This window comes from Leucobacter massiliensis (assembly GCF_002982315.1).
In the GTDB taxonomy this organism is placed as follows: domain Bacteria; phylum Actinomycetota; class Actinomycetes; order Actinomycetales; family Microbacteriaceae; genus Leucobacter; species Leucobacter massiliensis.
This window is the reverse complement of record NZ_MWZD01000017.1, coordinates 773,440-797,368: the sequence shown is the minus strand read 5'-3', so window position 1 is coordinate 797,368 and position 23,929 is coordinate 773,440. Positions and strand designations below refer to the sequence as shown.

Annotated in this window: 21 protein-coding genes and 1 pseudogene; 5 read left to right on the top strand and 17 right to left on the bottom strand. The window is 71.8% G+C overall.

Annotated features, from left to right (window positions below; all coding sequences use genetic code 11):
* Together B4915_RS10480 and ubiE are read right to left on the bottom strand one after the other, a co-directional pair.
* Entirely contained in the window at positions 1–1,011 is a 1,011-nt protein-coding gene (locus B4915_RS10480; RefSeq protein ID WP_105805833.1) for a polyprenyl synthetase family protein, read from the bottom strand.
* A gap of 41 nt (positions 1,012–1,052) precedes the next feature.
* Complete coding sequence (gene ubiE / locus B4915_RS10475) at positions 1,053–2,024, bottom strand: bifunctional demethylmenaquinone methyltransferase/2-methoxy-6-polyprenyl-1,4-benzoquinol methylase UbiE (protein WP_105805706.1); 972 nt, start codon at positions 2,022–2,024, stop codon at positions 1,053–1,055.
* A gap of 91 nt (positions 2,025–2,115) precedes the next feature.
* Here ubiE and B4915_RS10470 point away from each other — a divergent pair, with 91 nt between their 5' ends.
* Positions 2,116–3,429: an isochorismate synthase gene (locus B4915_RS10470; protein WP_105805832.1), complete on the top strand. Its 1,314-nt coding sequence runs from the start codon at positions 2,116–2,118 to the stop codon at positions 3,427–3,429.
* Positions 3,430–3,457: 28 nt separating this feature from the next.
* Here the strand turns inward: B4915_RS10470 and menD are convergent, their stop codons facing one another.
* Both menD and B4915_RS10460 read right to left on the bottom strand, forming a co-directional pair.
* Positions 3,458–5,221, bottom strand: a complete 1,764-nt coding sequence (gene menD / locus B4915_RS10465) for a 2-succinyl-5-enolpyruvyl-6-hydroxy-3-cyclohexene-1-carboxylic-acid synthase (protein WP_245907436.1) — start codon at positions 5,219–5,221, stop codon at positions 3,458–3,460.
* On the bottom strand, positions 5,218–5,706 hold the full coding sequence (locus B4915_RS10460) for a PLD nuclease N-terminal domain-containing protein (protein WP_105805705.1): 489 nt from the start codon (positions 5,704–5,706) through the stop codon (positions 5,218–5,220). Before B4915_RS10460 ends, menD begins: the two co-directional genes overlap by 4 nt.
* A gap of 93 nt (positions 5,707–5,799) precedes the next feature.
* Between B4915_RS10460 and B4915_RS10455 the strand changes: the two genes are divergently transcribed.
* Positions 5,800–6,120 carry a DUF4229 domain-containing protein gene (locus B4915_RS10455; RefSeq protein WP_105805704.1) on the top strand — a complete coding sequence of 107 codons (321 nt, stop codon included), beginning with the start codon at positions 5,800–5,802 and terminating at the stop codon, positions 6,118–6,120.
* A gap of 110 nt (positions 6,121–6,230) precedes the next feature.
* Complete coding sequence (locus B4915_RS10450) at positions 6,231–6,536, top strand: helix-turn-helix domain-containing protein (protein ID WP_105805703.1); 306 nt, start codon at positions 6,231–6,233, stop codon at positions 6,534–6,536.
* A 10-nt stretch (positions 6,537–6,546) separates the two neighbouring features.
* Here the strand turns inward: B4915_RS10450 and B4915_RS10445 are convergent, their stop codons facing one another.
* The 13 genes from B4915_RS10445 to B4915_RS10385 all read right to left on the bottom strand — a co-directional run bounded on the left by B4915_RS10445 (position 6,547) and on the right by B4915_RS10385 (position 21,361).
* The gene (locus B4915_RS10445; RefSeq protein WP_105805702.1) at positions 6,547–7,299 is read right to left on the bottom strand and encodes an HpcH/HpaI aldolase family protein; all 753 of its coding nucleotides are present in this window, start codon (positions 7,297–7,299) and stop codon (positions 6,547–6,549) included.
* Positions 7,300–7,338: 39 nt separating this feature from the next.
* Complete coding sequence (locus tag B4915_RS10440; protein ID WP_105805701.1) at positions 7,339–8,136, bottom strand: carbon-nitrogen hydrolase family protein; 798 nt, start codon at positions 8,134–8,136, stop codon at positions 7,339–7,341.
* Entirely contained in the window at positions 8,133–9,065 is a 933-nt protein-coding gene (locus B4915_RS10435; RefSeq protein ID WP_181158541.1) for a LysR family transcriptional regulator, read from the bottom strand. The genes B4915_RS10440 and B4915_RS10435 overlap by 4 nt, the downstream gene beginning before the upstream one ends.
* 2 nt (positions 9,066–9,067) lie before the next feature.
* A complete protein-coding gene (locus B4915_RS10430; protein ID WP_105805699.1) occupies positions 9,068–10,753 on the bottom strand; it encodes an ABC transporter ATP-binding protein in 1,686 nt (561 codons plus the stop codon).
* A complete protein-coding gene (locus B4915_RS10425) occupies positions 10,750–11,595 on the bottom strand; it encodes an ABC transporter permease (RefSeq protein WP_105805698.1) in 846 nt (281 codons plus the stop codon). Before B4915_RS10425 ends, B4915_RS10430 begins: the two co-directional genes overlap by 4 nt.
* The gene (locus B4915_RS10420) at positions 11,592–12,545 is read right to left on the bottom strand and encodes an ABC transporter permease (RefSeq protein ID WP_219845104.1); all 954 of its coding nucleotides are present in this window, start codon (positions 12,543–12,545) and stop codon (positions 11,592–11,594) included. Before B4915_RS10420 ends, B4915_RS10425 begins: the two co-directional genes overlap by 4 nt.
* Positions 12,546–12,566: 21 nt before the next feature.
* Complete coding sequence (locus B4915_RS10415; RefSeq protein WP_105805696.1) at positions 12,567–14,126, bottom strand: ABC transporter substrate-binding protein; 1,560 nt, start codon at positions 14,124–14,126, stop codon at positions 12,567–12,569.
* A gap of 219 nt (positions 14,127–14,345) precedes the next feature.
* Positions 14,346–15,512, bottom strand: coding sequence for a class I SAM-dependent methyltransferase (locus tag B4915_RS10410; protein WP_105805695.1), 1,167 nt, complete (start codon positions 15,510–15,512; stop codon positions 14,346–14,348).
* Between the two features lie 92 nt (positions 15,513–15,604).
* Positions 15,605–16,030 (bottom strand): heat shock protein transcriptional repressor HspR, encoded by a 426-nt coding sequence (locus B4915_RS10405; RefSeq protein ID WP_181158540.1) that lies wholly within the window; start codon positions 16,028–16,030, stop codon positions 15,605–15,607.
* A 9-nt stretch (positions 16,031–16,039) separates the two neighbouring features.
* Entirely contained in the window at positions 16,040–16,996 is a 957-nt protein-coding gene (locus B4915_RS10400; RefSeq protein ID WP_105805694.1) for a DnaJ C-terminal domain-containing protein, read from the bottom strand.
* The gene (locus tag B4915_RS10395; RefSeq protein ID WP_105805693.1) at positions 16,989–17,627 is read right to left on the bottom strand and encodes a nucleotide exchange factor GrpE; all 639 of its coding nucleotides are present in this window, start codon (positions 17,625–17,627) and stop codon (positions 16,989–16,991) included. Before B4915_RS10395 ends, B4915_RS10400 begins: the two co-directional genes overlap by 8 nt.
* A gap of 2 nt (positions 17,628–17,629) precedes the next feature.
* The gene (gene dnaK, locus B4915_RS10390) at positions 17,630–19,480 is read right to left on the bottom strand and encodes a molecular chaperone DnaK (protein WP_105805692.1); all 1,851 of its coding nucleotides are present in this window, start codon (positions 19,478–19,480) and stop codon (positions 17,630–17,632) included.
* Between the two features lie 162 nt (positions 19,481–19,642).
* Positions 19,643–21,361, bottom strand: a complete 1,719-nt coding sequence (locus B4915_RS10385; RefSeq protein WP_245907435.1) for an aminotransferase class I/II-fold pyridoxal phosphate-dependent enzyme — start codon at positions 21,359–21,361, stop codon at positions 19,643–19,645.
* Between the two features lie 140 nt (positions 21,362–21,501).
* Here B4915_RS10385 and B4915_RS10380 point away from each other — a divergent pair, with 140 nt between their 5' ends.
* Together B4915_RS10380 and B4915_RS10375 are read left to right on the top strand one after the other, a co-directional pair.
* Complete coding sequence (locus B4915_RS10380) at positions 21,502–22,464, top strand: LysR family transcriptional regulator (protein WP_146120076.1); 963 nt, start codon at positions 21,502–21,504, stop codon at positions 22,462–22,464.
* Between the two features lie 91 nt (positions 22,465–22,555).
* A pseudogene (locus B4915_RS10375) lies at positions 22,556–23,908 on the top strand (MFS transporter); the annotation flags it as partial.
* Positions 23,909–23,929: the final 21 nt, after the last annotated feature.

The window sequence follows — 23,929 nt, the reverse complement described above, 5'->3', positions numbered from 1 at the left end:
TCACCCTTCTCTGTTGACGATGGAGTCGGCCATGCGCTCCAGCGCTCGCTTCACGGAGGACTTCGGCAGGGCGCCGAGCGCCTGCTTCGCCTCCTCGGCCCAGCGGCGCGCGGCGGCCTCGGTCTCCCGGGTGACCTCGTGCGCGCGCAGCGCCTCCACCTCGGGATCGAGCAGCGCCGGATCGGCGCCCTCGGCAATGGCCGCCGCTCCCGCATCGATGCGGGCGAGCAGTTCGGCGTCTGCGGCGCTGGACGCCGCACGGCGCTGCAGCAGCAGATAGGGCAGCGTGGCGACCCCGGCGCGCAGATCCGTCCCCGCGCGCTTCCCGGTCTGCTCCTTCTTGGGCGAGAGGTCGATCACGTCGTCGATGAGCTGGAAGGCGACGCCGATCCGCTCGCCGTACTCGGTCACGGGATCGGCGAACTCCGCCGGGCCGTTGCCGAACATCACGCCCATGCGGGCGGCGGTGGCGATGAGCGCGCCGGTCTTGTCCGCGAGCACCTGCGTGTAGTGCTCGATCGGGTCCTCACCCTCCTGCGGGCCGACCGTCTCGTGCAGCTGCCCCAGGCACAGCCGCTCGAAGGTGCGGGCCTGCAGCAGGATCGCCTCCTCGCCCATGCCCGAGACGAGGGAGGAGGCGCGGGCGAAGAGCAGATCGCCGGCGAGGATCGCGATCGAGTTGGACCACACCGTCTGCGCTGCGGGCACGCCGCGTCGCAGCTTCGCGTCGTCCATCACGTCGTCGTGGTACAGCGAGGCGAGGTGCGTCAGCTCGACCGCCTGCGCGGCGCGGCGCACCAGCTCGTTGGGGCCGTCTCCCAGCTCGCTCGCGAGCAGGGTGAGCATGGGGCGGATCCGCTTGCCGCCGGCTTCCATGAGATAGCGGGCTGGGGCGTCCGCCACGGGCGAGGCGAAGCTGAGGTGCTGGGCGAGCTCGGTCTCGATGAGTTCGAGCTGCTCCTGCACCTCCTTCGCGTGGCGTCGATCCTGCGCACCGCGGAACAGCCGCATGGGCAGCGCCTGCGTCGCGGTGTCGAGCGCCTCGGACCGGTTCACTGCTCGGCTCCGCTCTCCTGCGCCGAGGCGGGCGGGCGGGAGGCGGGCTGCTTCGGGGCCGGCGTTTTCGCCGCGGCAGGCTTCTTCGCGGCGGGCTGCTTCGCCGCGGCAGGCTGCTTCGCCGCGGCAGGCTTCTTCGCCGCGGCAGGCTGCTTCGGGGCCGCAGGCTTCTTCGGGGCCGCAGGCTGCTTCGCCGCGGCAGGCTTCTTCGCCGCGGCAGGCTTCTCGGCCGCAGGCGTCGCCTCCGCCGGTGCGAGCGGGCGGCCCACGAAGCCGCGGTGCAGCGCCACGATCCCGAACGTGAGATTGCGGTAGCCGACGCGTTCGAAACCGGCCTCACGCAGCCAGGACGCGAGCTCCTGCTGCGCCGGCCAGGCCTCGATCGACTCGTTGAGATAGCGGTAGGCCTCGGCCGCGTCGCGGTTGATGAGGCCCGCAATGCGGGGCAGCAGGTGCCGTCCGTAGAAGGCGTAGGGCGCGCGCACGAGCGCCGAGGGCGGCGTCGAGAACTCCGCGATCACCACGCGCCCCCCGGGCTTGACGACCCGGTGCATCTCGGCCAGCGCACGCCGCGGATCGCTGACATTGCGCAGACCGTAGGAGATGGTGGCGGCGTCGAAGCTGTCGTCCTCGAAGGGCAGCGCCGTGGCGTCCGCCTCCACGAACTCGAGGAGCGGGTTGCCCGCGTGGCGCTTGCGGCCCTGCGCCAGCATGCCGGGCGAGAAATCTGCGGCGACCACCTCGGCGCCCTCCGCCGCGAGCGCGGCCGAGGAGGTGCCGGTGCCGGCGGCCAGGTCGAGGATGCGCATCCCCTTGCGCGGTGCGACGGCCCGGGTGGTCGCGATCCGCCACAGACGATCGTTGCCGAGCGTCAGCACGTCGTTGATGAGGTCGTAGCGCGGCGACACCTCGTCGAACATGGCGGAGACGTCTGCGGCACGCTTGGTCGCGGTATCGGCACGGGTCACCCCTCCATGCTAGCGCGGGCTTGTATGGGACACCCTCCGCGGGCTTCCCGGAGGCCCGGCGCACCCGCTTCGAACGGGTAGATTGGTGCGAGTGAGCGTTGATCACGAAGTCCCCCGGCTGCGCGCGACCACGAGGCCCCTCGCGGCGACGCCCGAGCTCGTGGACCTCGCCGACCCGCAGCGTCCGCTGCTCTGGCTGCGCGACGACCGCGGCTGCGTGGGCGTCGGCGAGGCCCTGCGGCTGAGCTTCTCCGGAGCCGAGCGATTTCGGGAGGCGGCGGAACGCTGGCGGCGGATCGCCGCCGCAGCGGAGGTCGACGATCCGGTCCGCCTGCCCGGAACGGGGCTCGTGGCGCTCGGCACCTTCGCCTTCGCGGACGACAGCGCCGCCGAGAGCGTGCTGATCGTGCCGAGCCTGCTGGTGGCCCGGCATCGGGACGCGTGGTGGGTCACCGAGGTGACCCGGCTCGACGCGCCTGACCCGGGTCCCGAGGGGCCTCCGCGGGATCCGGGTCTCCCTGCCGCCGCGCCCGCCGGCCACTGGGAGGGCACCTCCTTCGGGATCCCCTCGACCGCTGCCGCCGGTGCTGGGCAGGGCGTCACCGAGTACCTCGACGGAGTGCGCGAGGCCTCGCGCCGCATCGAGCACGGAGCGGCCGAGAAGATCGTGCTCGCCCGCCGGGTCGCCGGCGCGGTCGCCGCGGACTCCGATCTGCGCGTCCCGCTCGGGCGGCTCGCCGAGCGCTACCTCGACTGCTGGACCTTCGCCGTCGACGGGCTCGTGGGCGCCAGCCCGGAGACCCTCATCCGCGCCACGGGCGGGGCGGCCTCGGCCCGGGTGCTCGCCGGCACCCGCGGGCGCCACCCCGAGGACCCGCAGCGCGACGCACGGGCCCGCGACGAGCTCCTCACCAGCGCGAAGGAGCAGCACGAGCACGCCTTCGCCGTGCAGAGCGTCGTCACCGCGCTCTCCCCCCACGTGCGCGAGCTGCGCACGAGCGAGGAGCCCTTCGCGCTGCGGCTGCCCAATGTGTGGCACCTGGCCACCGACCTCGGCGCCGCGCTCGCCGAGCACGTCTCCTCGCTCGAGCTCGCCGGCGCGCTCCACCCGACGGCGGCCGTCGCGGGCACGCCCACGGCCGCGGCCGTCGCCGCCATCCGCGAGCTGGAGCCCTTCGATCGCGGACGGTACTCCGGCGCGGTCGGCTGGATCGACGCCGCCGGGGACGGCGAGTGGGCGATCGCGCTGCGCTGCGCCCAGCTCGGAGACGCCGACCCCGCCAGCGGCATGCGGCCCGTCGTCGCGAGCGCGGGCGGCGGGATCGTCGCGGGATCCGACCCCGAGCACGAGCTGGGCGAGACCGTCTCGAAGCTGCGCCCCATCACCGAGGCCTTCGCCCCCTGAGCGCGCGGACCGGGCACGCGCAGCGGCTTCAGCCGGAGAGCGGGATCTCGATGAGCGACGGGCCCGCCACCGGCTCGGTGAGCAGCTGCTCCAGCTCTCCGCGGGTGGAGACGCGGCGGTACTCCCAGCCGTAGGCAGCGGCGAGCGCTGCGAGCTCAGCGGACTGCGGGGTCGTCATCACCCGCTCGAAATCTGCGGCGGGGGCGGATCCCGCAACCTCCAGATCGGCGAAGATGGTGCCGCCGCCGTCGTTGCCGACGAAGAGCTGCACGCGCGGACGCGGCTCGCTCTCCGGCAGCAGCAGCGAGCCGGCGTCGTGCAGCAGCGCCAGATCGCCCAGCAGCACCCGCGTGGTGCCGGCGGCCCGGGCCGGGTCCTCGCTCGCCTGGCTCGCCGCCGCGACGCCGAGCGCCGTCGCCACCGTGCCGTCGATGCCGGCCAGGCCGCGGTTCGCGCGCACCTCCAGCCTGCGGGCCGGCGCCAGACCGTCGAGCACGCGGACCAGGCGGGAGGCCGCCAGCACCAGCCGGTCGTGCGGCCAGGAGGCGCGCCACACGCTCTCCGCGAGCATCGCCCGCGTCACCGGCTCGCGCATGGCGGACAGCTCGGCGCGGGCGTACGCGCTGCGCTCCTTGTAGCCGCTCGCGAGCGCGGCGCCGAGATCGGGTTCGTGCACCGTGGTGCGCTCGCGCAGCAGCGCACGGTCCGCGATCACCCACGCGCCCAGCCAGCGCCGCAGCGCCCGGGGATCGTGGTCCTCGGCGACGCGCGCCGCCCGCACCACGCGCGCGCCGCCCGATGGGTCGTAGTGCTCGGCCTCACCGTAGGGATCCACCACGATCACCTCGACGTCGTCGCGGCGCAGCAGCGCGGGCAGCTGACGGGTGAGCGTGGGGTGCCCGAACACGATCGCCTGTTCCACGAGACCGCCGAGCGCGGGATCCTCAAGCAGGGTGGCGTAGGCCGCGATCGCCTCCCGGCCGAAGCGCGCGCCGCTCACCGCCTCGGCGAGCCAGGAGGCGCGCCACACGCTCTCCGCGAGCATCGCCCGCGTCACCGGCTCGCGCATGGCGGACAGCTCGGCGCGGGCGTACGCGCTGCGCTCCTTGTAGTCCGGGGCCGGCTCGTCCGAGGCGCGCAGCTGCGCCGCCTCGGCGCTCGCCGCCGCGAATCCGCGCGCGATCATCTCGTCGAAGCCGGCGGTGCCCGACAGCGGCTCGCGGAACGCGAGGGTGAGGTGCACCGGGCCCGGAGGCCGGGCGCCGGGAGTCCCGGCCGCCGCGGCGAGCGCGGCGGCGGCGAGCGCTCCGGGGTCGCGCCCGTCAGCGCGATCGAGATCCCCGTCCGAGGCGAATCGGGGAGCGGGCACGTCGCGGGAGAACCGGGCGACCGTGTCGAAGAGGCCGGCCTGCCGGGTGGTCTGGTTGCTGCGGATGCCGCGGAGCTCGGAGGGACGGTCGGCGGTGAGCAGCAGCAGCGGGACGCGTCCCTCGTGGGCTTCGAGCACGGCGGGCATGAGATTCGCCACCGCGGTGCCGCTCGTCACGATCACGGGAGCCGGCACCCCCGTCTCGCGGGCGACCCCGAGCGCGAAGAACGCGGCGGATCGCTCGTCGAGCCGCACGTGCAGGCGGACCGCCTCGGCGCGCTCGGCGGCGGCGGCGGCCAGGGCCAGCGCCTGCGAGCGGGATCCGGGACAGACGACCACGTCCTCCACCCCCCGGCGCACCAGCTCGGCGAGGAGCTCGACCGCGAACACCGAGGACGCCGCGGGCTCCGGACGTGCGGTCACGGCTGCGCCGCGTCGCCGTCGGCCCTGCGGTCGCCCTCGGGGGCGGTGCCGTCGGCGGGGTCGGCGGGATCGGCCGGCTTCGCCGGCGGCTCGGGGGCGGGCGGATGCACGGGCCCGCGGCTCTCGCGCGGCGCCGCTCCGGTGGTGCCGCGTTCCTCCCCGGGGTAGGTCTCGGCGTCGAGTTCGCGCAGGCGCTCCTCGAGGTCCCGCACGGTCGCGTCGAGATCCGGCCCCGAGAGCCGGGTCCCCGTGAATCGCGGGTCGTCGTCCGGCGCGGGACGCCTCGCGGACTCGGCGGGCTTCGTCCCCTTGCCGATCAGGAACCACAGGAGGCCGCCGATCACGGGCAGCAGCACGACGATCAGGATCCAGAGCGGCTTGCCCACTCCGCGGGCACGGCTCGCCTCGGTCATCGCGGCGTCCACGAGCGCGTAGAGCGTGAACGCCACCGCGACGACGACCCCGATAATCACGACCCGCACCATGACCCCCATGCTAGTGTCCCCCGCTGGCCGGAGGCTGGTGGCCGGAGGCGGCCGGGCAGCTTCGCTCCAGGTGACACGGGTACACTCGGCCGGGTGAAGAATCCCCGCACCGCCTGGCTCGTCTACACCGCGCTGCGCCTGCTCTTCTTCGCGGTGCCCTTCGCCCTGATCTACCTGCTGGCGAGCTCGATGCGGTTCTCCCTCATGGTCTCAGCGCTCATCGCGGCGATCTTCGCGGCGCTCATCAGCGCCTCGCTCTCCCTGCTGCTGCTCGCGAAGCCGCGCGAGACCGCCTCGGCGAGCATCTACGAGTGGCGCAACCGCGAACGCACCGCCGACGACATCGCGGAGGACGCGGCGATCGACGCCGCCGAGCGCGATCCCGCGCCGGGCCAGGATCCCGCCGAGCGCTGACACCCCGCGGAGACGGGACCCTCCGGCTTCCCGCTTGCTGTGCACTGGCTGTTTTTTCCCTGAGCGCGTACCCTCTGGCGTTTCAAGCCCGGCACCGACACTCTGGTCCGGTGCCGAGAATCCACTCACCCGCAGCAGTCGCCATCGGACAGCGCATCCGAGCGGTGCGCCACGGGCTCGGGATCTCACTCGAAGACCTGGGCGAACTCGCAGAGATCAGCTGGACCAGCATCGGCAAGATCGAGCGCGGGGTCTCCAGCCCCACGGCCGAGACCCTGATCCGGCTCGGGACCGCGCTCGACGTCGATCCCGGGCACTTCATCACCGGGATCACCTCCGACGACTACGGCCGGCGCTCGCATCAGCTCTCGGCCCGGGACCTGATCCGCGCCCGCCACGGCCGCGACTCGGCGTGAACCGCACCCCTCACACCCGCACGGCCCCCTCGATCAGCCCGTCCATCAGGGCGCGCGCACTCCGGTACCCCTCGGATATGGCGGCGTGCTGCATCGCCAGCAGCACGTAGTCGGCGCCCTCCGCAACCGCGAACTCCTTCTCGATCGTGGTCCAGGCCGGCAGGATCCACGGCTTGTCGTTGGCCCGCGCCGCCGCGACGACCCGCCGGAAGTCCTCGAAATCCGCCTCGCTCTGGCGGTAGACGCCGCGACCGCTCATCAGGGAGAGATCGCCGGGGCCGATGAAGATCCCGTCGACGGTGTCGAGCGCCGCGATCTGCTCGACATCGCGCAGCGCCCGCGGATCCTCCACCATCGGGAAGACCTTGATGGTGCGGTCCTGCTCCGCCACCCACGCGTCGTCGTAGCCGGCGTAGCCCATGGTGCGCCCTCCGGCCAGGCTGCGGGATCCGAGCGGGGGGAACTTCGCGAAGTCGGTGACCCGCTTCGCGTGCTCGACGCCCTCGATGTGCGGGATGATGACCCCGTCGGATCCGAAGTCCAGCACCTGCTGGATCGCGCCGCGCTCGGGCACCAGCACCTTCGAGAGGACCTCGAGTCCGAGCCCCTTGAGCACCGGAATGAAGCGCTCGAGGATGGCGAGGTCGAATGCCCCGTGTTCCACGTCGAGCACGACGAAGTCGTATCCGAGGCCTGCGACGATCTCGCCGATCGCCACGCTGCCGTCCGAGAGCCAGGCCCCCTGCTTCAGTTGTTCAGACATGTGTTCCCTCTGTTCCTTTCTCTGGGTTCGGCTGCGGGCCTACGACGCCGCCGCGACGGTGAAGCGCCGGTTGACGAGACACGGGTTGACGGCGCGCACCTCCGCGATCCGCTGGCGCCTGATCTCGGCGACGGCCACGCCGCTGACCTCGGGGATCTCGACCAGCGTCGCGCCCATCGGGTCCACGATCAGGCTCCCGCCCGTGCCGATCGCGGGACCCTGCGAGACGGCGGCCACGTAGAAGGTGTTCTCGATGGCCCGCGCCCGGGCCAGGGTGTTCCAGTGGTCCTCCTTGCGCGGCCCGGGCATCCACGCCGCCGGGTAGACCAGCACATCCGTGCCCGCGTCGGCGTGCTGCCGGGCCGCCTCGGGGAACCGCAGGTCGTAGCACGTGAGCATGCCGACCGTGGCGTCGCCCACCTCGAGGGTGACCGGTGCTCCGATGTCCCCCGGGCGGATGTGCTCCGACTCGCGCAGCCCGAAGGCGTCGTAGAGGTGCAGCTTGCGGTAGACGGCGGCGAGCCCCGTGTGCGGGGCGACGGCCACCAGCGTGTTGTATCCGCGGTCCTCCCCCGGGATCTCCTCGAGCATCCCCGCGATGAGCGTCACCCCCGTGCGATCGGCCACCCGAGAGAGACCCTGCACGAAGGGCCCGTCGAGTGCCTCCGCGTGGGCGACGAACTCCGGGCCGAGCACCGGCACGTCGTACATGGCGAACTCGGGGAACACGGCGAGATCGGCTCCCGCCTCCGCCGCCGCCTCGGCGAGACGCTCGATCTCCCTCAGGTTCGCCTCTTTGTCATCGCCAGAGACCATCTGGCAGATCGCGAGCTTCATCCTTGCTTCCTTTCTCGTGGGTCCGGTGAGGGCGCCGCATCGGCCGGAACCGCGCAGCTCTCGATGCAGTGCTGCACGAAGGCGCGGCCCACGGAGTCGAGCCGCCGCTCATAGCAGCTCACCGAGACGTTCATGGAGACGGTCGGGTCGACGAGGGGCCGGTAGACGACGCCGCTCGGGCGCAGATCTCCGTAGGAGACGGGCACGAAGGAGACGCCCATCCCGGCCGACACGAGCCCGGCGAGGTCGAGATAGGAGCCGTAGGCCTCGCCCGTCTTCGGTGAGAACCCCGCGCCCACGCAGGCCGCGATGATCGAGTCGAAACCCGCGGGGTTCGCGGAGCGCGGCCCCTGCAGGATCCGTTCGTTGCGCAGCTGCGCGAAGCTGACCTGCTCCTGTGCCGCGAGCGGGTGGTCCTCCGGAAGGCACACCAGGTAGTCCTCGCCGTAGAGCGCGTGCGAGGCGACGTCCTTCAGCTCGGGCCGCGTGAGCAGGATCGCCACGTCGATGCTCCCCTGCTCCAGCTCTTCGACCAGGTACGAGGTGGCGATGCTGCGCAGCTGCACCTCGGCCTTCGGGAACCGCTGCCGGAAGGTGCGCACCATCCGCGCCGGCGCGGCGAAGAGCATCGCGGGCACAATGCCGATGCGCACCCGGCCGAAGCGCACCTCCCGGGCGTCCTCGAGGAGCTGAGACACCTCTCCCATGGCATCGAGCACGTTCTTGCAGCGGAAGTAGAACTCCCTGCCGGCCTCCGTGAGGCTGATGGGACGGGTGCTCCGATCGATCAGCTGCACGCCGACGTCCTTCTCCAGCCGCATGATCTGCTGCGAGAGGGCGGGCTGGGTGATGAACAGCCGGTCGGCGGCCTGCCGGAAGCCGCCGGCGTCCGCCAGCGCGATGAAGACCTCCAGGCGTCGCGTCTCCACGATCAGCCTGCCTTCAGCAGCTGGCGTTCGGCCCTGCGCCGCCGCTGCACCTCGGGATCGGGCACCGGCGCCGCCGCGATGAGCCGGCGCGTGTACTCGTCTCGTGGATGGTGCAGCACCTGCTCGGTGGCACCCTGCTCCACGACGTCGCCGTGCCGCAGCACCACGACCCGGTTCGACAGGGTCTCCACCACCGAGAGATCGTGGCTGATGAACAGGCACGAGAACCCGAGCTCGCGCTGCAGTGCCAGGAACAGCTCCAGCACCTGTGCCTGCACCGACACGTCGAGCGCCGAGGTCGGCTCGTCGGCGATCATCAGCGCCGGGTTCGTCGCAATGGCCCGCGCGATCCCGATGCGCTGCCGCTGACCGCCGGAGAGCTCGTGCGGATGACGGTCCACCCAAGCGGGGTCGAGCTGCACCTTCTCCAGGAGCTCCTCCGCCCGCGCGCGCCTGCGGCGCGCATCGCGCTCGATCCCCTGCCACATCAGCGGATCCGAGATGGCCTGTCCGATCGTGCGCCGGGGATTCAGCGAGGACGCCGGATCCTGGAACACCATCGTGACGTGCCTGCGGAGCTGCTGCATCGCGCGGCCACCGGCGCCCGTGATCCGCTCACCGCGGACCTCGAGCTCGCCCTCGCTCACGGGGAGCAGGCCGACGGCGGCCTTGCCGATGGTGGACTTGCCGGACCCCGATTCGCCGACGAGGCCGACGATCTCGCCCTTGGCGACCACGAGGTCGAGACCGTTGATCGCCTGGAAACCCGGTGTGCGCCAGCGGCCGGGATAGCGGATCACGGCCCGGTCGAACCGCAGCACCGCCTCGGGCACGACCGTGGCGGCCGTCACGCCGTCGATGCGCAGCTTGTCGGCGGAGGACGCGAGGAAGTCCCCCGCCTCGCCCAGCCGCGGCACCGCGGCGAGCAGCTTGCGCGTGTACTCGTGCTCCGGCCTCGCGAAGAGCTGCGCGGCCGGTGCCGCCTCGACCACCCGGCCGTCCTTCATCACGACCACCTCGTCTGCGACCTCGGCCACCACGCCCATGTCGTGCGTGATGATGAGCACCGCCATGCCGAGGCGCTCCTGGAGCTCGGCGATGAGATCCAGGATCTCGGCCTGCACCGTGACGTCGAGCGCCGTGGTCGGCTCGTCGGCGATGAGCAGCTCGGGCTCGCTGGAGATCGCCATCGCGATCATGGCGCGCTGTCGCTGCCCGCCGGAGAGCTGGTGCGGGTAGTCGTCCACCTTCGTCTCGGGGGCGGGCATGTGCACGTCGCGCAGGAGCTGGATCGCGCGCGTGCGCGCCTCGGCCCTCGTGAGTTCGCGATGGCTGGTGAGCGCCGCGATGAGCTGGTCCCCGATCGTGTACACGGGGTTGAGCGCGGTCATCGGCTCCTGGAAGATCGTGGCGATGCGCGAGCCGCGCAGGGCCCGCAGCGCCGCGCCCTTCAGGCCCGTGACGTCGACGCCGTCGAAGAGGATCCGCCCGGTCCGCCGCGTTCCCGGCGGCAGCAGGTCGAGGATCGACATCGCGGTGACCGACTTGCCGGACCCCGACTCCCCGACGAGGGCCAGGGTCTTCCCCGCGCCCAGCTCGAAGGACACCTCGTGGGTGACGTCTCGCCATCCACCCGGTCCCTGGAACGCCACGGACAGTCCGTCGACCTTGAGAAGGGGGGTACTCATGAGCGCTTCTTCGCTTTCGGATCGAGGAGGTCCCGCAGCGCGTCGCCCAGGATGCCGAAGGCGAGGATCGTGAGGACGACGGTGATGCCCGGCACCAGCAGGGCGTGCGGGTCGGTGGTCAGGTAGCGCTGGCCCTGGGCGACCATCGAGCCCCAGGACGGCGCCGGCGGCACGATGCCGAGCCCGAGGTAGCTGAGCCCGGACTCGAGCAGCACGGCCGCCGCCATCGTCAGCGAGAACTGCACGATGATCGGGGCCGACACATTGGGCAGCACGGTGCGGAACATGACGAGCAGAGTGGGCGCGCCGAAGGTGCGGGCGGCGTCCACGTACTCCTCGCGCTTCACCGAGAGCACCTGGCCGTAGGTGATGCGCGCGAAGAGCGGCGCGAAGAGGACGCCCATGGCGACGATCAGGGTGACGGCCCCCGGACCGTACAGCGTCACCGCGAGCAGCGCGAGGATGATCGGGGGGAACGCGAGGATGACGTCGACGACGAGCCGCATCGTGACGAACTCGGTCAGCCCGTTGAAGTAGGCGCCGAAGAGGCCGAGCAGGGTGCCCAGCACCATCGAGAGCAGCGTCGCGCCGAGGGCGATGAAGAGCTCGATGCGGGCGCCGAACATGAGCCGGGAGAGGATGTCCCGCCCGAGCTCGTCCGTGCCGAGGAGGTGGCCCTGCGAGAACGGGGGCAGCAGGCGCTGCGACACGTTCTGCGAGATGGGATCGTCGGGCGCCAGCAGCGGCGCGGCGATCATCACGACGATGACGATCACGACGTAGGCGATCATGACGACGCGCAGCGGGGTGAGCGCCTCACGGAAGCGCGGGTGGAGTTTCACGATCGCCTCACTCGGGGGTCGAGCACGCCGTAGATCAGATCGACGACGATGTTGATGAGGATGAAGAGCAGGGCGATGACGATCACGATGCCCTGCACCACCGGGTAGTCGCGGTTGGTGACGCCGTCGACCAGGAGGCTGGACAGGCCGGGGTAGTTGAAGACGCGCTCGACCAGCACGGTCGAGCCCAGCAGCGTGGCGAAGCCGATGCCGATGACGGTGACCACGGGGGTGAGCGAGTTGCGGAGCACGTGCTTGCGGAACACGGTGAAGGGGGCGAGGCCGATCGAGCTCGCGGTCCGCACCCAGTCCTGGCCCTGCACCTCGAGCACCGCGGAGCGTGTCATCCGCGCGATCTGCGCGGAGAACCCCACCGCGAGTGCCACGGCTGGCAGGGTGAGCGACATGATCGCGCCGAGCGGATCCTGCGCGAAGTCCACGTAGCCGCCCGCGGGGAACCAGCCCAGCTTGATGGAGAAGACGAGGATCAGCACGGCTCCGAAGACGAACACCGGCAGCGCCACGCCGATCGAGCTGAGGGCGGTCACGAGCGTGTCGATCCGCCCGCCCTTGCGGGCGGCCAGCGCACCGAGCGTGACACCGCTCGCGACCGCCAGCAGGGTCGCGAACACGATGAGCTGCAGCGTGCGGGGCAGCCGCGCTCCGATGGCCTCGACCACCGGCTGCCCGGTGCGGAACGACTCGCCGAGGTCGCCCGTGAGAGCGCTCCCGAGGAAGTGCAGGTACTGCTGCAGCAGCGGCTGGTCGAGGCCGAGCTGCTGACGGACGCGCTCGACGGCCTCGGGGCTCGGGGCCCCGCCGTCGCCCCCGCTGAGGAGGAGGACGGCGGGATCCCCGGGTACGAAGTGCAGCGCGGAGAAGATGAGCGTGAGGACCAGGAGCACGAGTCCCGCCCCCATGGCCAGGCGCTTTGCAATGAATATCAGCACGGTGTCGCCGGATCCCGATCGCTATCCGAGCGAGGCGTTCGCGATGTTGAACGAGCTGTAGAAGACCAGGAAGCCGGGCATCGTCTCGAAGCCCTCGACGCGGTCGCTGTAGGCGTAGGCCTGCTGCCGGGTGTTGATCGAGGCGATCGGCACCTCCTCGGCCCACAGGCCGGTGATCTCCTCGTAGATGGCCCGTTTCTCCGCGTCGTCCGTGGAGCGGAGCCCCTCCTCGATCAGGCCGGTGAGCTCCTCGTTCCGGTATCCCCAGCTCACGTTGAAGTTCTCGTTGCCGACGACCCAGTTGAGCAGGTACGAGGGGTCCGTGATGAGCCCGGCGTCGCCCGACACGGCGATGTCGTATTCGCCGGCGTTGCCCTGGCTCACCCGCGTCGACCAGTCGGGGGCGTCGAGGGTCACATCGATGCCGACCGCGCGCAGGTCCTCCTGGACGGAGAGGGCGTTGTCCTGGAGGAAGGTGTACTGGGAGGTGGTCAGCAGCGTCGCCGCGAAGCCGTCCGGGTAGCCGGCTTCGGCGAGCAGCTCCTTCGCGCGCTCGGGATCGTAGCTCCAGAGCGTCGCCGCCCCCGGGGTGTAGGCCGGATCGCTCTCGGGGATCACGATGCCCTCGAGCGGGGCCCCGTGGCTCTGGAACGCCGCGGTCACCGCATTGTCCCGGTTGATCGCGTAGGCCACGGCTTGACGCACCTTCGGATCCGCGAACGGGGAGTCTCCCTCGACGTTGAACTGCACGTACTGGAAGGGCCCCTCCTTCGCGTCGACGGTGAAGCCGGCCTCGGCGACCCGGTCGAAGTTCTCCCAGGGCACGTACTCGATCATGTCCACGTCGCCGCTGAGCAGCGCGTTGGTGCGCGCCTCGCCGTCGGCGTAGAACTTCACCTCGACGCCGTCGAGTGCCACCTCGTCCGCACCGTAGTAATCCTCGTCCTTGGTGAGGGTGACGCCGATTCCGTCCTGCAGCTCGGTCATCTCGAAGGGGCCGGCGCCGACCCAGTTGGGGGTGTCGGGGTTGAGCGAGGAATCGGGCACGATCGCCGCGAAGGGGAGAGCCAGATACTGCAGGAAGGCGGTGTTGGGCTGGGAGAGGGTGATCGTGACCGTGTCGCCCTCCGCCTGAATGGACTCGATGTCGGCGATGCCCGAGGCGATCTGCGGCGCGTTCGCGGGATCCCGGTAGTATTCGAGCGAGTTCTTCACGTTGTCAGCGGTCAGCGGCGTGCCGTCGTGGAAGGTGAGCCCCTCGCGGAGCGTGAAGACGTAGCTCGTGTCGTCGGGGGTCTCGACCGACTCCGCCACGCCGGGCACCACCGCCCCGCTCTCGTCGTAGCTCATGAGGCCGCGGTGGACCATGGTGAGGAGCTGGTTCACCGCGCCGCCCTGCTGCACGCCGGTGATCGGCGTCGCCGGCTCGGCGGAAAGGCCGAAGGTGAGGATCTGCTCGCCGGAGCCGCCTCCGGATCCGCCCGGATCGCTCCCGCAGCCGGCCAGCAGCAGAGCTGCGGCCGCACCCGCCGATACCGCGGCGAACGCGCGCCGGCCTCGCCTCGAAGTCGCGAAAGACATGGTTGTTCCCTCCGTTGGGTCAGCTGATGAAACGCTCGGCGGCCGATCCGCGGTCGCGCAGGAGGCACTCGCCACTGAGTGCTCGCTCCGGTCGACGTTTCGGGTGATGCGAACAGATCCCTAATGATCGGTTCGGTACGATTCTGTCCGGCTTATGTATTAGGTGACAAGTTCGATCTGCGTTGCGGGGATAACTCCGGCGTTATACTCCCGGCGGCTTCAGCGACGCGACGCGGAGAGCACCGTGAACGACGGATCGCGGGAGATCTCCCGCACGGGCCCCACCGTCCGTTCGACGAGGGGCCGGTAGCGCAGCGAGGAGTTGAACACGAGGCGCAGCTCGCCCCCGGGCGCCAGCGCCTCACGGCAAGCCCGGATGAGCCGGTGGGCGACGCCCGCGTGCACCGTCGCGCCGGTGTGGAACGGCGGATTGAGCAGGATCAGCTCGGCCCACGCCGCGGGAACGGCCTCCAGCGCGTCGGCGCGATGCACCTCGACGCGATCCGCCACCCCCGCCGCCTCAGCGGTGAGCCGGGCGGCGGCGACGGCGGCGGACGACTGGTCGGTGGCGATGATGCGCGCCGCTGGGCGGGCGAGCGCCGCGGCGACGCCGAGCACGCCGTTGCCGCAGCCGAGGTCGACGATGCGACGCGCAGCGGGAGCCGCCGAGCCGAGGCCGGCGAGCAGCAGCCGGCTGCCGCGGTCGAGAGTGGCGCCGCCGAAGGTGGCGCCGAACGCCGCCACTCGGAACGGCAGGGCCTCGTCGCCGCCCCACCGCGGGAAGGGCGGGGCACCGGGATCCCGGGGCGCCAGCGGCGAGCTCGCGGTGAGCACCCGGGCCTTCCGGCGGCCCAGGCCCGCGCTCACCTCGCCGAAGTGACGACCCAGCACCTCGTTCATGGCGCGGGTCATGTGCTTGTCGCGACCGCCGGCGAACACCACCGCCTCGGGCTCCGCCCAGCGGGCGATCGCCCAGGCGATCTCTTCGAGGGCGTCGAGTCCGCGCGGCAGCTGCAGCAGCACGAGCCGCGCGCCTCGGAGCAGCTCCGGGCCGAGCGGATGCGCGGTGCACACGGCGCCCGGTTCCGCCGCTCCGAGGATGCGCCGGACGTTGCGTGCGAGGGCCCGCTCGGCGAGCAGCGGATCCTGGTGGCTGCGGATCCCGCGCGCTCCGAGGACCGCGGCCGCTCCGACCGTGAGCGCGCCGTGACGGTCGCCGATGATCACGAGCTCGCCCGGGCCCAGCCCGCGCACGCGATCCGCGGCGGTCGCGAGAATCAGCTCGTCGGCGGCGTCGAAGGCGCGGAGCTCGGGGGCGTCGAAGTCCGGCTCGCGCGAGAGCTCGGCGAACACGGCCCTGAACTCGTCCCCCGCCGCGTCACCCACGCTCCCAGCGTATCGCCCGCAGCGCGGCTCGTCCGCGGGAGCGGCCCGCCCGCAGGAGCCGCTGTCGGGGCGCAGGGCCGATTCCGGACGGCTCAGGGCTTCCAGACGACGACTTCGGCGTTCCTGCGCACCCGCGTGCCACGGCGGAGCGTGATGACCTCGCCGCCGGCGGATCCCGCCGCGAACACACGTCGCTCGGGTCGCTGCATGCGCTCCTCCGTCAGCGCGTGCTCCAGCTCGCGCACCTGCCGCTCCAGCTCGCGCACGCGGTCCTCCAGCTGCAGCACCCGCCGGATCCCCTCCAGGCTCAGGCCCTCGGCCGAGAGCCTGGCGATCTCGCGCAGCTGCGCGACGTCGTGCAGGGAATACCGGCGGGTGTTGCCGCGGGTGCGCTGCGGCGACACGAGCCCGATGCGGTCGTACTGCCGCAGCGTCTGCGGGTGCATCTCGGCGAGCTCGGCGGCGGCTGCGATCGCGAACATGGGGGTGAAGCGATCGATCTGCGCTTGCGCTGACATGGGGTCCGCCTACCCCCTCGCCCGGGCGAGCAGATCCTCGCGGGGGTTCTCCTGGGGCTCCACGGCGCGGAATGCCTCCAGCGCTTCGCGCGCCTGCTCCGAGAGGTGGGCGGGGACGACCACCTGGACCTCGGCCAGCAGATCGCCGGTGCCCTTCGCGCTCTTGACCCCGCGGCCCTTGACGCGCAGCACGCGCCCGCTGGGGGTGCCCGGCTGCACCTTCAGCTTGACGGGCGGTCCGCCGAGCGTCGGCACCTCGACGGTCGCGCCCAGCGCGGCCTCGGAGAACGTCACCGGCAGCTTCACCCGCAGGTTCTGGCCCTCGCGCTCGAAGACGGGGTGCTTGCGCACGCTCACCGTGAGGATGATGTCGCCGGGAGCCCCGCCGTTCGGGCTGGGCTCCCCCTTGCCGCGCACCTTGATCTTCTGCCCGTCGTTCACGCCGGCCGGGATCTTCACCTTCACGGCGCCCGTGGGAGCCTGCAGGGTCACCGTGTCACCGCGGACGGCGGTCTCGAAGTCGAGCGTGGTCGAGGCGGAGATGTCGCGCCCCGGCTGGGGACCGCGCGGGGCCCCGCCGCCGAACATGCTGAAGATGTCCTCGAAGCCCTGAGCCCCGCCCTGCTGGTAGCTGAAGTGGGATCCGCCCCTGCCGCCGCCGAACATGCCGCCGAAGACGTCCTCGAAGCCCTGGCCGCCACCGCCGCCCGCGGTGAAGCGGGCACCGCCGGCGCCCATGGCGCGGATCTGATCGTACTCCGCGCGCTGCTCGGCATCGGAGAGCACCGAGTAGGCCTCGCTGACCTCCTTGAACTTCGCCTCGGCAGCCGCGTCCCCCGGGTTCGAGTCGGGGTGGTACTTGCGCGCGAGCTTGCGGTAGGTCTTCTTCAGCTCCGCATCGCTCGCGTCCTTGGAGACGCCGAGGATCTGGTAGAAGTCCTTCTCGAGCCAATCCTGACTAGCCATCTGCCCCCACCGCCACCGCTACCTTGGCGGGGCGCAGCTCGACATCGCCGATGCGGTACCCCCGCTCGATCACGTCCAGCACCGTGTGCTGCTCGGTGCCGGGCACCGGAACCTGCGCGATCGCCTCGTGCAGCTGAGGGTCGAAGGGCTCGCCCTTCTCGCCGAAGGCGACGACGCCGAAGCGCTCCATCGTGCCGCGGAGCTTCTGCGCGATGGTCGCGAAGGCGGAGCCCTCGACCAGGTCGCCGTGCTGCTCGGCCCGGTCGAGGTCGTCGAGCACCGCGAGCAGCGGGGTCACGGCGGCCGCGACGGCGCGCTGCTTCTCGAGCTCGGCGTTCGCCTCCGTGCGCTTGCGGTAGTTCGCGTACTCCGCGGTGAGGCGGCGCAGATCCTCCAGGTACGGGTTCTCCGCCTCCTCCGCCGGGGAGGCGCCCGAGGCGGCGTCCGCGTCCTTGGCGTCCGCGTCCTTGGCGTCCGCGTCCTGCTCCGCTCCGAGGATGTCCTCGACCGTCAGCTCCTCCTCCTGCGGCTCGGGGCCGGAGTCCGCAGACTCCGGCCCCGAGGTGCGATCCGCAGGAACCTCGCCGGCGTTCGGGTCATCCCCGGGCATGCGCTGTTCCTCGTTCGCCATGATTACTTCTTCTCCTCATCGTCCTCGACGACCTCGGCGTCCACCACGTCGTCGTCCTTCGACGCGTCATCGGCGGCGCCGTCGGCGGGAGCCTCGGCCTGCGCTGCGGCGTAGATGGCCTCGCCGAGCTTCGTCTGGCTCTGGCCGAGCTTCTCGGACGCGGACTTCACCGCCTCGTCGTCCTCGCCGGCCAGCGCCTGCTTCAGCGCGTCCAGATCACCCTGCACCTCGGTCTTGACGTCCTCGGGCAGCTTGTCCTCGTTCTCGGAGATCAGCTTCTCGACCGAGTAGGCGAGCTGCTCGGCGACGTTGCGCTGTTCGGCCGACTCGCGCCGCTTCTTGTCCTCCGCGGCGTGCTCCTCGGCCTCGCGGACCATGCGCTCGATGTCCTCCTTCGAGAGGGTCGAGCCGCCCGAGATGGTGATCGTCTGCTCCTTGCCGGTGCCCTTGTCCTTCGCGGAGACCTGCACGATGCCGTTGGCGTCGATGTCGAAGGTGACCTCGATCTGCGGCACGCCGCGCGGGGCGGGTGCGATGCCCGTGAGCTCGAAGGTGCCCAGGTTCTTGTTGTCGCGGGTGAACTCGCGCTCGCCCTGGAAGACCTGGATCGCGACGGAGGGCTGGTTGTCCTCGGCGGTGGTGAAGGTCTCGCTCCGCTTGGTCGGGATGGCGGTGTTGCGCTCGATCAGCTTCGTCATGATGCCGCCCTTGGTCTCGATGCCGAGCGACAGCGGGGTGACGTCGATGAGGAGCACGTCCTTGCGCTCGCCCTTCAGCACGCCGGCCTGCAGCGCGGCGCCCACGGCGACGACCTCATCCGGGTTGACGCCCTTGTTGGGCTCCTTGCCTCCGGTGAGCTTCTTCACCAGCTCGGTGACGGCGGGCATGCGGGTCGAGCCGCCGACGAGCACGACGTGCGCGATGTCGGAGACCTTGACCCCGGCCTCCTTGATGACGTCCTCGAAGGGCTTGCGGGTGCGCTCGAGCAGATCCTTCGTGAGCTCCTCGAACTTCGCGCGGCTGAGCGTCTCGTCGAGGTTGGCGGGCCCGTTCTCGGTGAGCGAGAGGTAGGGCAGCTGGATCTGGGTGCTCATCGAGTTCGAGAGCTCCTTCTTCGCCTGCTCCGCGGCCTCCTTGAGGCGCTGCAGCGCGATCTTGTCCTTCGACACGTCGACGCCGGTCGAGGACTTGAACTGCGTGATGAGCCAGTCCACGATGCGCTGATCCCAGTCGTCGCCACCGAGCCGGTTGTCGCCCGAGGTGGCGCGCACCTGGATGGTCGAGAAGTCGTCGTCCTTGCCCACCTCGAGCAGGGACACGTCGAAGGTGCCGCCGCCGAGGTCGAAGACGAGGATGAGCTCGTCCTCCTTGCCCTTGTCGAGACCGTAGGCGAGGGCGGCCGCGGTCGGCTCGTTGATGATGCGGAGCACGTTGAGGCCCGCGATCTCGCCGGCCTCCTTGGTGGCCTGGCGCTCGGCGTCGTTGAAGTAGGCGGGCACGGTGATGACCGCGTCGGTGACCTTGTCACCGAGGTAGGTCTCCGCGTCGCGCTTCAGCTTCATGAGCGTGCGGGCGCTGATCTCCTGCGCGGTGTAGCGCTTGCCGTCGATCTCGTCGCTCTTCCAGTCGGTGCCGATGTGGCGCTTGACCGAGGCGATGGTCCGGTCGACGTTGGTGACGGCCTGGCGCTTCGCGGTCTCGCCGACGAGCACCTCGCCGTCCTTGGTGAACGCGACGATCGATGGGGTGGTGCGGAACCCCTCCGCGTTGGCGATGACGGTGGGCTCGCCGCCCTCGAGAACCGCGACGACCGAGTTGGTGGTGCCGAGGTCGATGCCGACTGCACGTGACATGTGTGATCTCCTTCTCCGCTGCTGAACCGGTGCGCCGTGAGCGCACCGCCTGACTGCCGCCCAGGTCGCGAGTGCCCCGGCAACCTTGAGCCTGATGAACTCAAGTTTAACCGCGACGAAGGTGAAGTCAAGTCATCGGGATGAAATCTGAGCCCGAATCACTCAACTTCCAGGCTCGGGATCGCGGAGCACCCGCATCCGGGACACCCCTGCGTCGTGCGCGCCGCGCACGAACCCGATCGGGGACGCGGCCACCGCCTGCAGATACGCCACCGCCTCTGCGGTGATCGTCTCGCCGGGGAGGATGTTCGGGATCCCCGGAGGGTAGGCGGCCAGCGCGTCCGCGGAGATCCGGCCGACGGACTCGGCGGCGGGGACCAGCTCGGAGGCGGCGAAGAACGCCTCGCGCGGACTCAGGCGCGTCTCCCCGGGCGCCGGGAGCGCGAGCCGCGCGAGCGTGCCGGCCCGCGCGGCGGGCGCAGGGCTGCGCGGGCCGCGCTCGCCCGCTTCGCCCGCGCTCTCGGTCTGGCTCTCGGCCTGGCTCTCGGCCTGGCTCTCGGCCAGGCTCTCGGCAACCACCGCTTCCCGCCGTTCCGTCACGGAGTCGATCACCGCGCGCACGGCGGTGGTCAAGCGCTCGAGCGGCAGCGGCTTGCCCGGGCCGAGGAAGGCGACGACCGCGCCCAGCGTCGCGATCTCGGTGTACACCGCGAACTCCTCCGCAAGCCTCGACCGCAGCTCGTAGCCGGTGAGGCCCGTGCCGCGCACATCGATGGAGACGCGCAGCGGATCGGCGCCGGAGATGTCGGGCACCGCGGCGAAACCGTCGCTGACGAGCTCCAGCTCGGGCTGGGCGCGGACCCAGGCGCGCAGACGACCGGCGGCGGCGATGCTCGCGCCGATCCCGGGGCCGCCGGCGACCAGGCTGCGACGCGCGACATCGAGCGATCCGAGGAGCAGCGAGCTCGCGCTCGTGCTCTGCGTGAGGCGGAACGCCCGCTCGAGCAGCGGCTCGAGCTCATCGGCGAACGGCCCCTCCGCGAGATGGATCATGGCGGACTGGCCGAGACTGCCGCCCATCTTGTGCGTGCTCGTGACCACCACGTCCGCGCCCTCGCTCGTGGGGAAGGCGGGCAGGCCCTCGTGGAAGCCGAAGTGGGCGCCCCACGCGGCGTCGACGATGAGCGGCGCACCGTGCTCGTGCGCCACCTCCGCGAGCGCGGGGACGTCTGCGACCGCGCCGAAGTAGCTGGGCGAGATCACGTAGACCGCGGCGGGCGCCGCGCCATCGGCCTCGGCCGCGGCGGCGAGCGCGAGGCGCAGCGACCCCGCCGTGACGCCGTGGTTGATGCCGCGCTCCGCATCGACGCTGGGCAGCACCCAGCGCGGGGTCAGCCCCGAGACGATGAGACCGTCCGTGAGGCTGGAGTGCGCACTGCGCTGGGCCAGGACGGTCCCGCCCGCCCCGCGCAGCGCGACCGCCACCGTCGCCATCCGGTTGCCCTGCGAGGATCCGTTCACGAGGAACCAGCTCCGCCGCGCGCACCACGCCTCGGCGGCGAGCGCCAGCGCCCGGTCGAGCGGGCTCCCCTCGCCGGAGTCGATGCCGTCGATGAGCTGGGGGATGTCGAGCCGGACCGCCTGCTCCCCGGCGAACTCGGCGAGACCCGCCGACAGGCCCTCCGGGCCGGCCGCGTGCGCGGGCACCATGAGCATCAGCGGCTCGCGGGCGGCGTGCGCGCGCAGGGCGTCTGCGTAGGGGGCCTCGCGGGCAGCGTCCCGCGCCTCGATCGGCGATGCTCCGCGGTCGGCGGACGCCGCTGCCTGCGGCGCGCGCTCGCGCAGCGCCGCGCCGGCCCCCATCGTCGTCGCCGTCTCCACCGCAGCCTCCCGAGTGATCGTCCTCCGCCGATCACCCACCCTAGGGAGCCGCGACCTCGTAGCCCAGGGGAATAGACTTGTCAGAACAGTTCAGTTCTTCTTCACTGTCCGGGAGCTCTCACCCGGGATCGGGGTGCTCCGTGCTCGACCTCCGCAGGCTCGCCCTGCTTCGCGAGTTCGCTGCGCAGCGCAGTCTCGCCGCGGTCGCGCGCATTGCGGGCATCAGCACCTCAGCCGTATCCCAGCAGCTGCGGCGCCTCGAAGCCGAGGCCGGCGTCCGGCTCTTCGAGCGGGAGGGACGACGGCTCGTCCTCACCCCCGCCGCCCGGCGTCTCGTCGCTCGCGCGGAGGAGGCGCAGACGGTCCTCGAACGCGCAGAGGCCGAACTGCTCGCCTCCCGCGCCCGGCTGCAGGGCCGGGTGCGCCTCGCCTCCTTCAGCACCTTCGCGCACCGCCACCTCGCCCCGCTGCTCGGCCGGCTGAGCCGCGCGCATCCGGACCTCGCGGTGAGCTTCGCGCAGATCGAGCCGGCCGAGGCGCTCGACGAGATCGCGGGGCGCCGCGCCGACATCGCCGTCATCGACGAGTTCCCCCAGATGCCGCGCGCCGTCGACCCGCGTCTCAGCCGCGTCCACCTGCTCCGCGACCGCATCGTGCCCAGCGCCCCCGCCCGCGTCGCCCGCTTCGCCGCGCTCGCCGACACCCCCTGGGTGCTCGAACCGGCCGGCACCGAGTCCCACAGCTGGGCGCTGCGTGTCTGCCGCGAGGCCGGCATCGAGCCGCGGGTGCAGTTCGAGACCCCCGATCTGCGCGTGCACCAGGAGCTCGTGCGCGCCGGGATCGCCGCCGCGCTCCTCCCGGAGATGCTCCTCTCCGCCGACCGGGAGCCGTGGCCATTCGGGATCCCCGACTGGCCGGATCCCGGCGCCCCGGACGGGGCGGCAGGCGGGGCGCCCGCCGGCGCGCAGGCCCCCGCACCGGCCACGCTGCGGCGCGACGTCTCCGCGGTGATGCGCCGCGGCACGGAGCACTCACACGCGGCACGCGCGGTCCTCGATGCGATCCGCGAACTGCTCTCCGAGGCCGAGGCCGGACCCCGCTGAGCAGGCGCCGCTCCGCGAAGCGCGATCCCCGTGCCGCAGCGGCGCCCCCCCCCGCGCCCGACCCGGCACCCGCGGTTCACCGCCCCGTCACCCGCGCCCGCGGACGTCACCCGTATGGGTTAGTGTGAGCCACATGAGCGAGACATCGGCGTCAGCACCCGCCGCGGTTCCGGCGGCGCCCGTGAAGAAGCGGACCGTGTTCGCGTGGTCGCTGTGGGACTGGGGCTCCGCCTCCTTCAACGCGGTCGTCACCACCTTCGTGTTCTCCGTCTACATCACCGGCGACGCCTTCGGCCCCGAGCAGCAGACCACCACCCGCCTCGGCACCGCCCTGCTCATCGCGGGCATCGTCGTCGCGGTGCTCGCGCCCGTCATCGGCCGGCTCACCGACGCCGCCGGCCGCCGCAAGTCGTGGCTCGCGCTCACCACCGCCGTCGTCGTGCTCTGCACCGCGCTCATGGCGCTCGTGGCGCCCGCCGAGCAGTACCTGCTCCTCGGTCTCGTCCTGCTCGCCGTCGGAAACGTCGCCTTCGAGCTCGCGAGCGTCAGCTACAACGCCATGCTCGGCCAGGTCTCCACGAACGCGAACGTCGGCCGCGTCTCCGGCTTCGGCTGGGGCATGGGCTACCTGGGCGGGATCGTGCTGCTCGCGATCCTGCTCGTCGGCTTCATCTTCCCCGAGGTCGGCTGGTTCGGCGTCACCTCCGAGGGCGCGTGGAACGTCCGGATCGCGATGCTCGTCTCGGCCGTCTGGTTCGGCGTCTTCGCGATCCCCGTCTTCTTCGCGGTCCCCGAGATCGCAGCCGCGCCAGGGCCCCGCCGCGGGCTGTTCACCGCCTACGCCGACGTCTTCCGCTCCATCGCCGATCTGTGGCGGGGCGCCCGTCACACCCTGTTCTTCCTCATCGCGAGCGCGGTGTTCCGCGACGGGCTCGCCGGCGTCTTCACCTTCGGCGGCGTCATCGCGGCGCGCAGCTTCGGCTTCGACAACACCACGGTGATCCTCTTCGCCATCTGCGCGAACGTGGTCGCCGGCATCGCCACCATCCTCATCGGCGGCTTCGAGGACCGCCTCGGGGCGAAGCCGGTGATGGTCTGGTCGATCGTGCTGATGGTGTTCTGCGCCATGCTCGTGTTCGTGCTGCACGATCTCGGCGCCTGGGTGTTCTGGAGCTTCGGCCTGCTGCTGTGCATCTTCGTCGGCCCCGTGCAATCGGCCAGCCGCTCGTACCTCGCCCGCATCATCCCGCCCGGCCGCGAGGGGGAGATCTTCGGCCTCTACGCCACCACCGGACGGGCGGTCACCTTCATGGCGCCCGCCGCCTTCACCCTCGCCATCGCACTCGGCGGCGCCACCATCTTCGGCATCCTCGGCATCGCGATCGTGCTGCTCGCCGGGCTCCTGCTGCTGCTTCCGGTGCGCGGCCGGACCACCGCCGCCTGACCCCGCCCCGCCTCCCCACGC

Excerpts from the sequence above, each read along its gene's own strand:
- B4915_RS10480 (WP_105805833.1), bottom strand. The coding sequence starts at position 1,011 with ATGCGGCTGTTCCGCGGTGCGCAGGATCGACGCCACGCGAAGGAGGTG.
- B4915_RS10440 (WP_105805701.1), bottom strand. The coding sequence starts at position 8,136 with ATGAAGCTCGCGATCTGCCAGATGGTCTCTGGCGATGACAAAGAGGCG.
- B4915_RS10405 (WP_181158540.1), bottom strand. The coding sequence starts at position 16,030 with ATGTCAGCGCAAGCGCAGATCGATCGCTTCACCCCCATGTTCGCGATC.
- B4915_RS10400 (WP_105805694.1), bottom strand. The coding sequence starts at position 16,996 with ATGGCTAGTCAGGATTGGCTCGAGAAGGACTTCTACCAGATCCTCGGC.
- dnaK (WP_105805692.1), bottom strand. The coding sequence starts at position 19,480 with ATGTCACGTGCAGTCGGCATCGACCTCGGCACCACCAACTCGGTCGTC.
- B4915_RS10460 (WP_105805705.1), bottom strand. The coding sequence starts at position 5,706 with ATGGTGCGGGTCGTGATTATCGGGGTCGTCGTCGCGGTGGCGTTCACG.
- B4915_RS10445 (WP_105805702.1), bottom strand. The coding sequence starts at position 7,299 with ATGTCTGAACAACTGAAGCAGGGGGCCTGGCTCTCGGACGGCAGCGTG.
- B4915_RS10415 (WP_105805696.1), bottom strand. The coding sequence starts at position 14,126 with ATGTCTTTCGCGACTTCGAGGCGAGGCCGGCGCGCGTTCGCCGCGGTA.
- B4915_RS10395 (WP_105805693.1), bottom strand. The coding sequence starts at position 17,627 with ATGGCGAACGAGGAACAGCGCATGCCCGGGGATGACCCGAACGCCGGC.
- B4915_RS10430 (WP_105805699.1), bottom strand. The coding sequence starts at position 10,753 with ATGAGTACCCCCCTTCTCAAGGTCGACGGACTGTCCGTGGCGTTCCAG.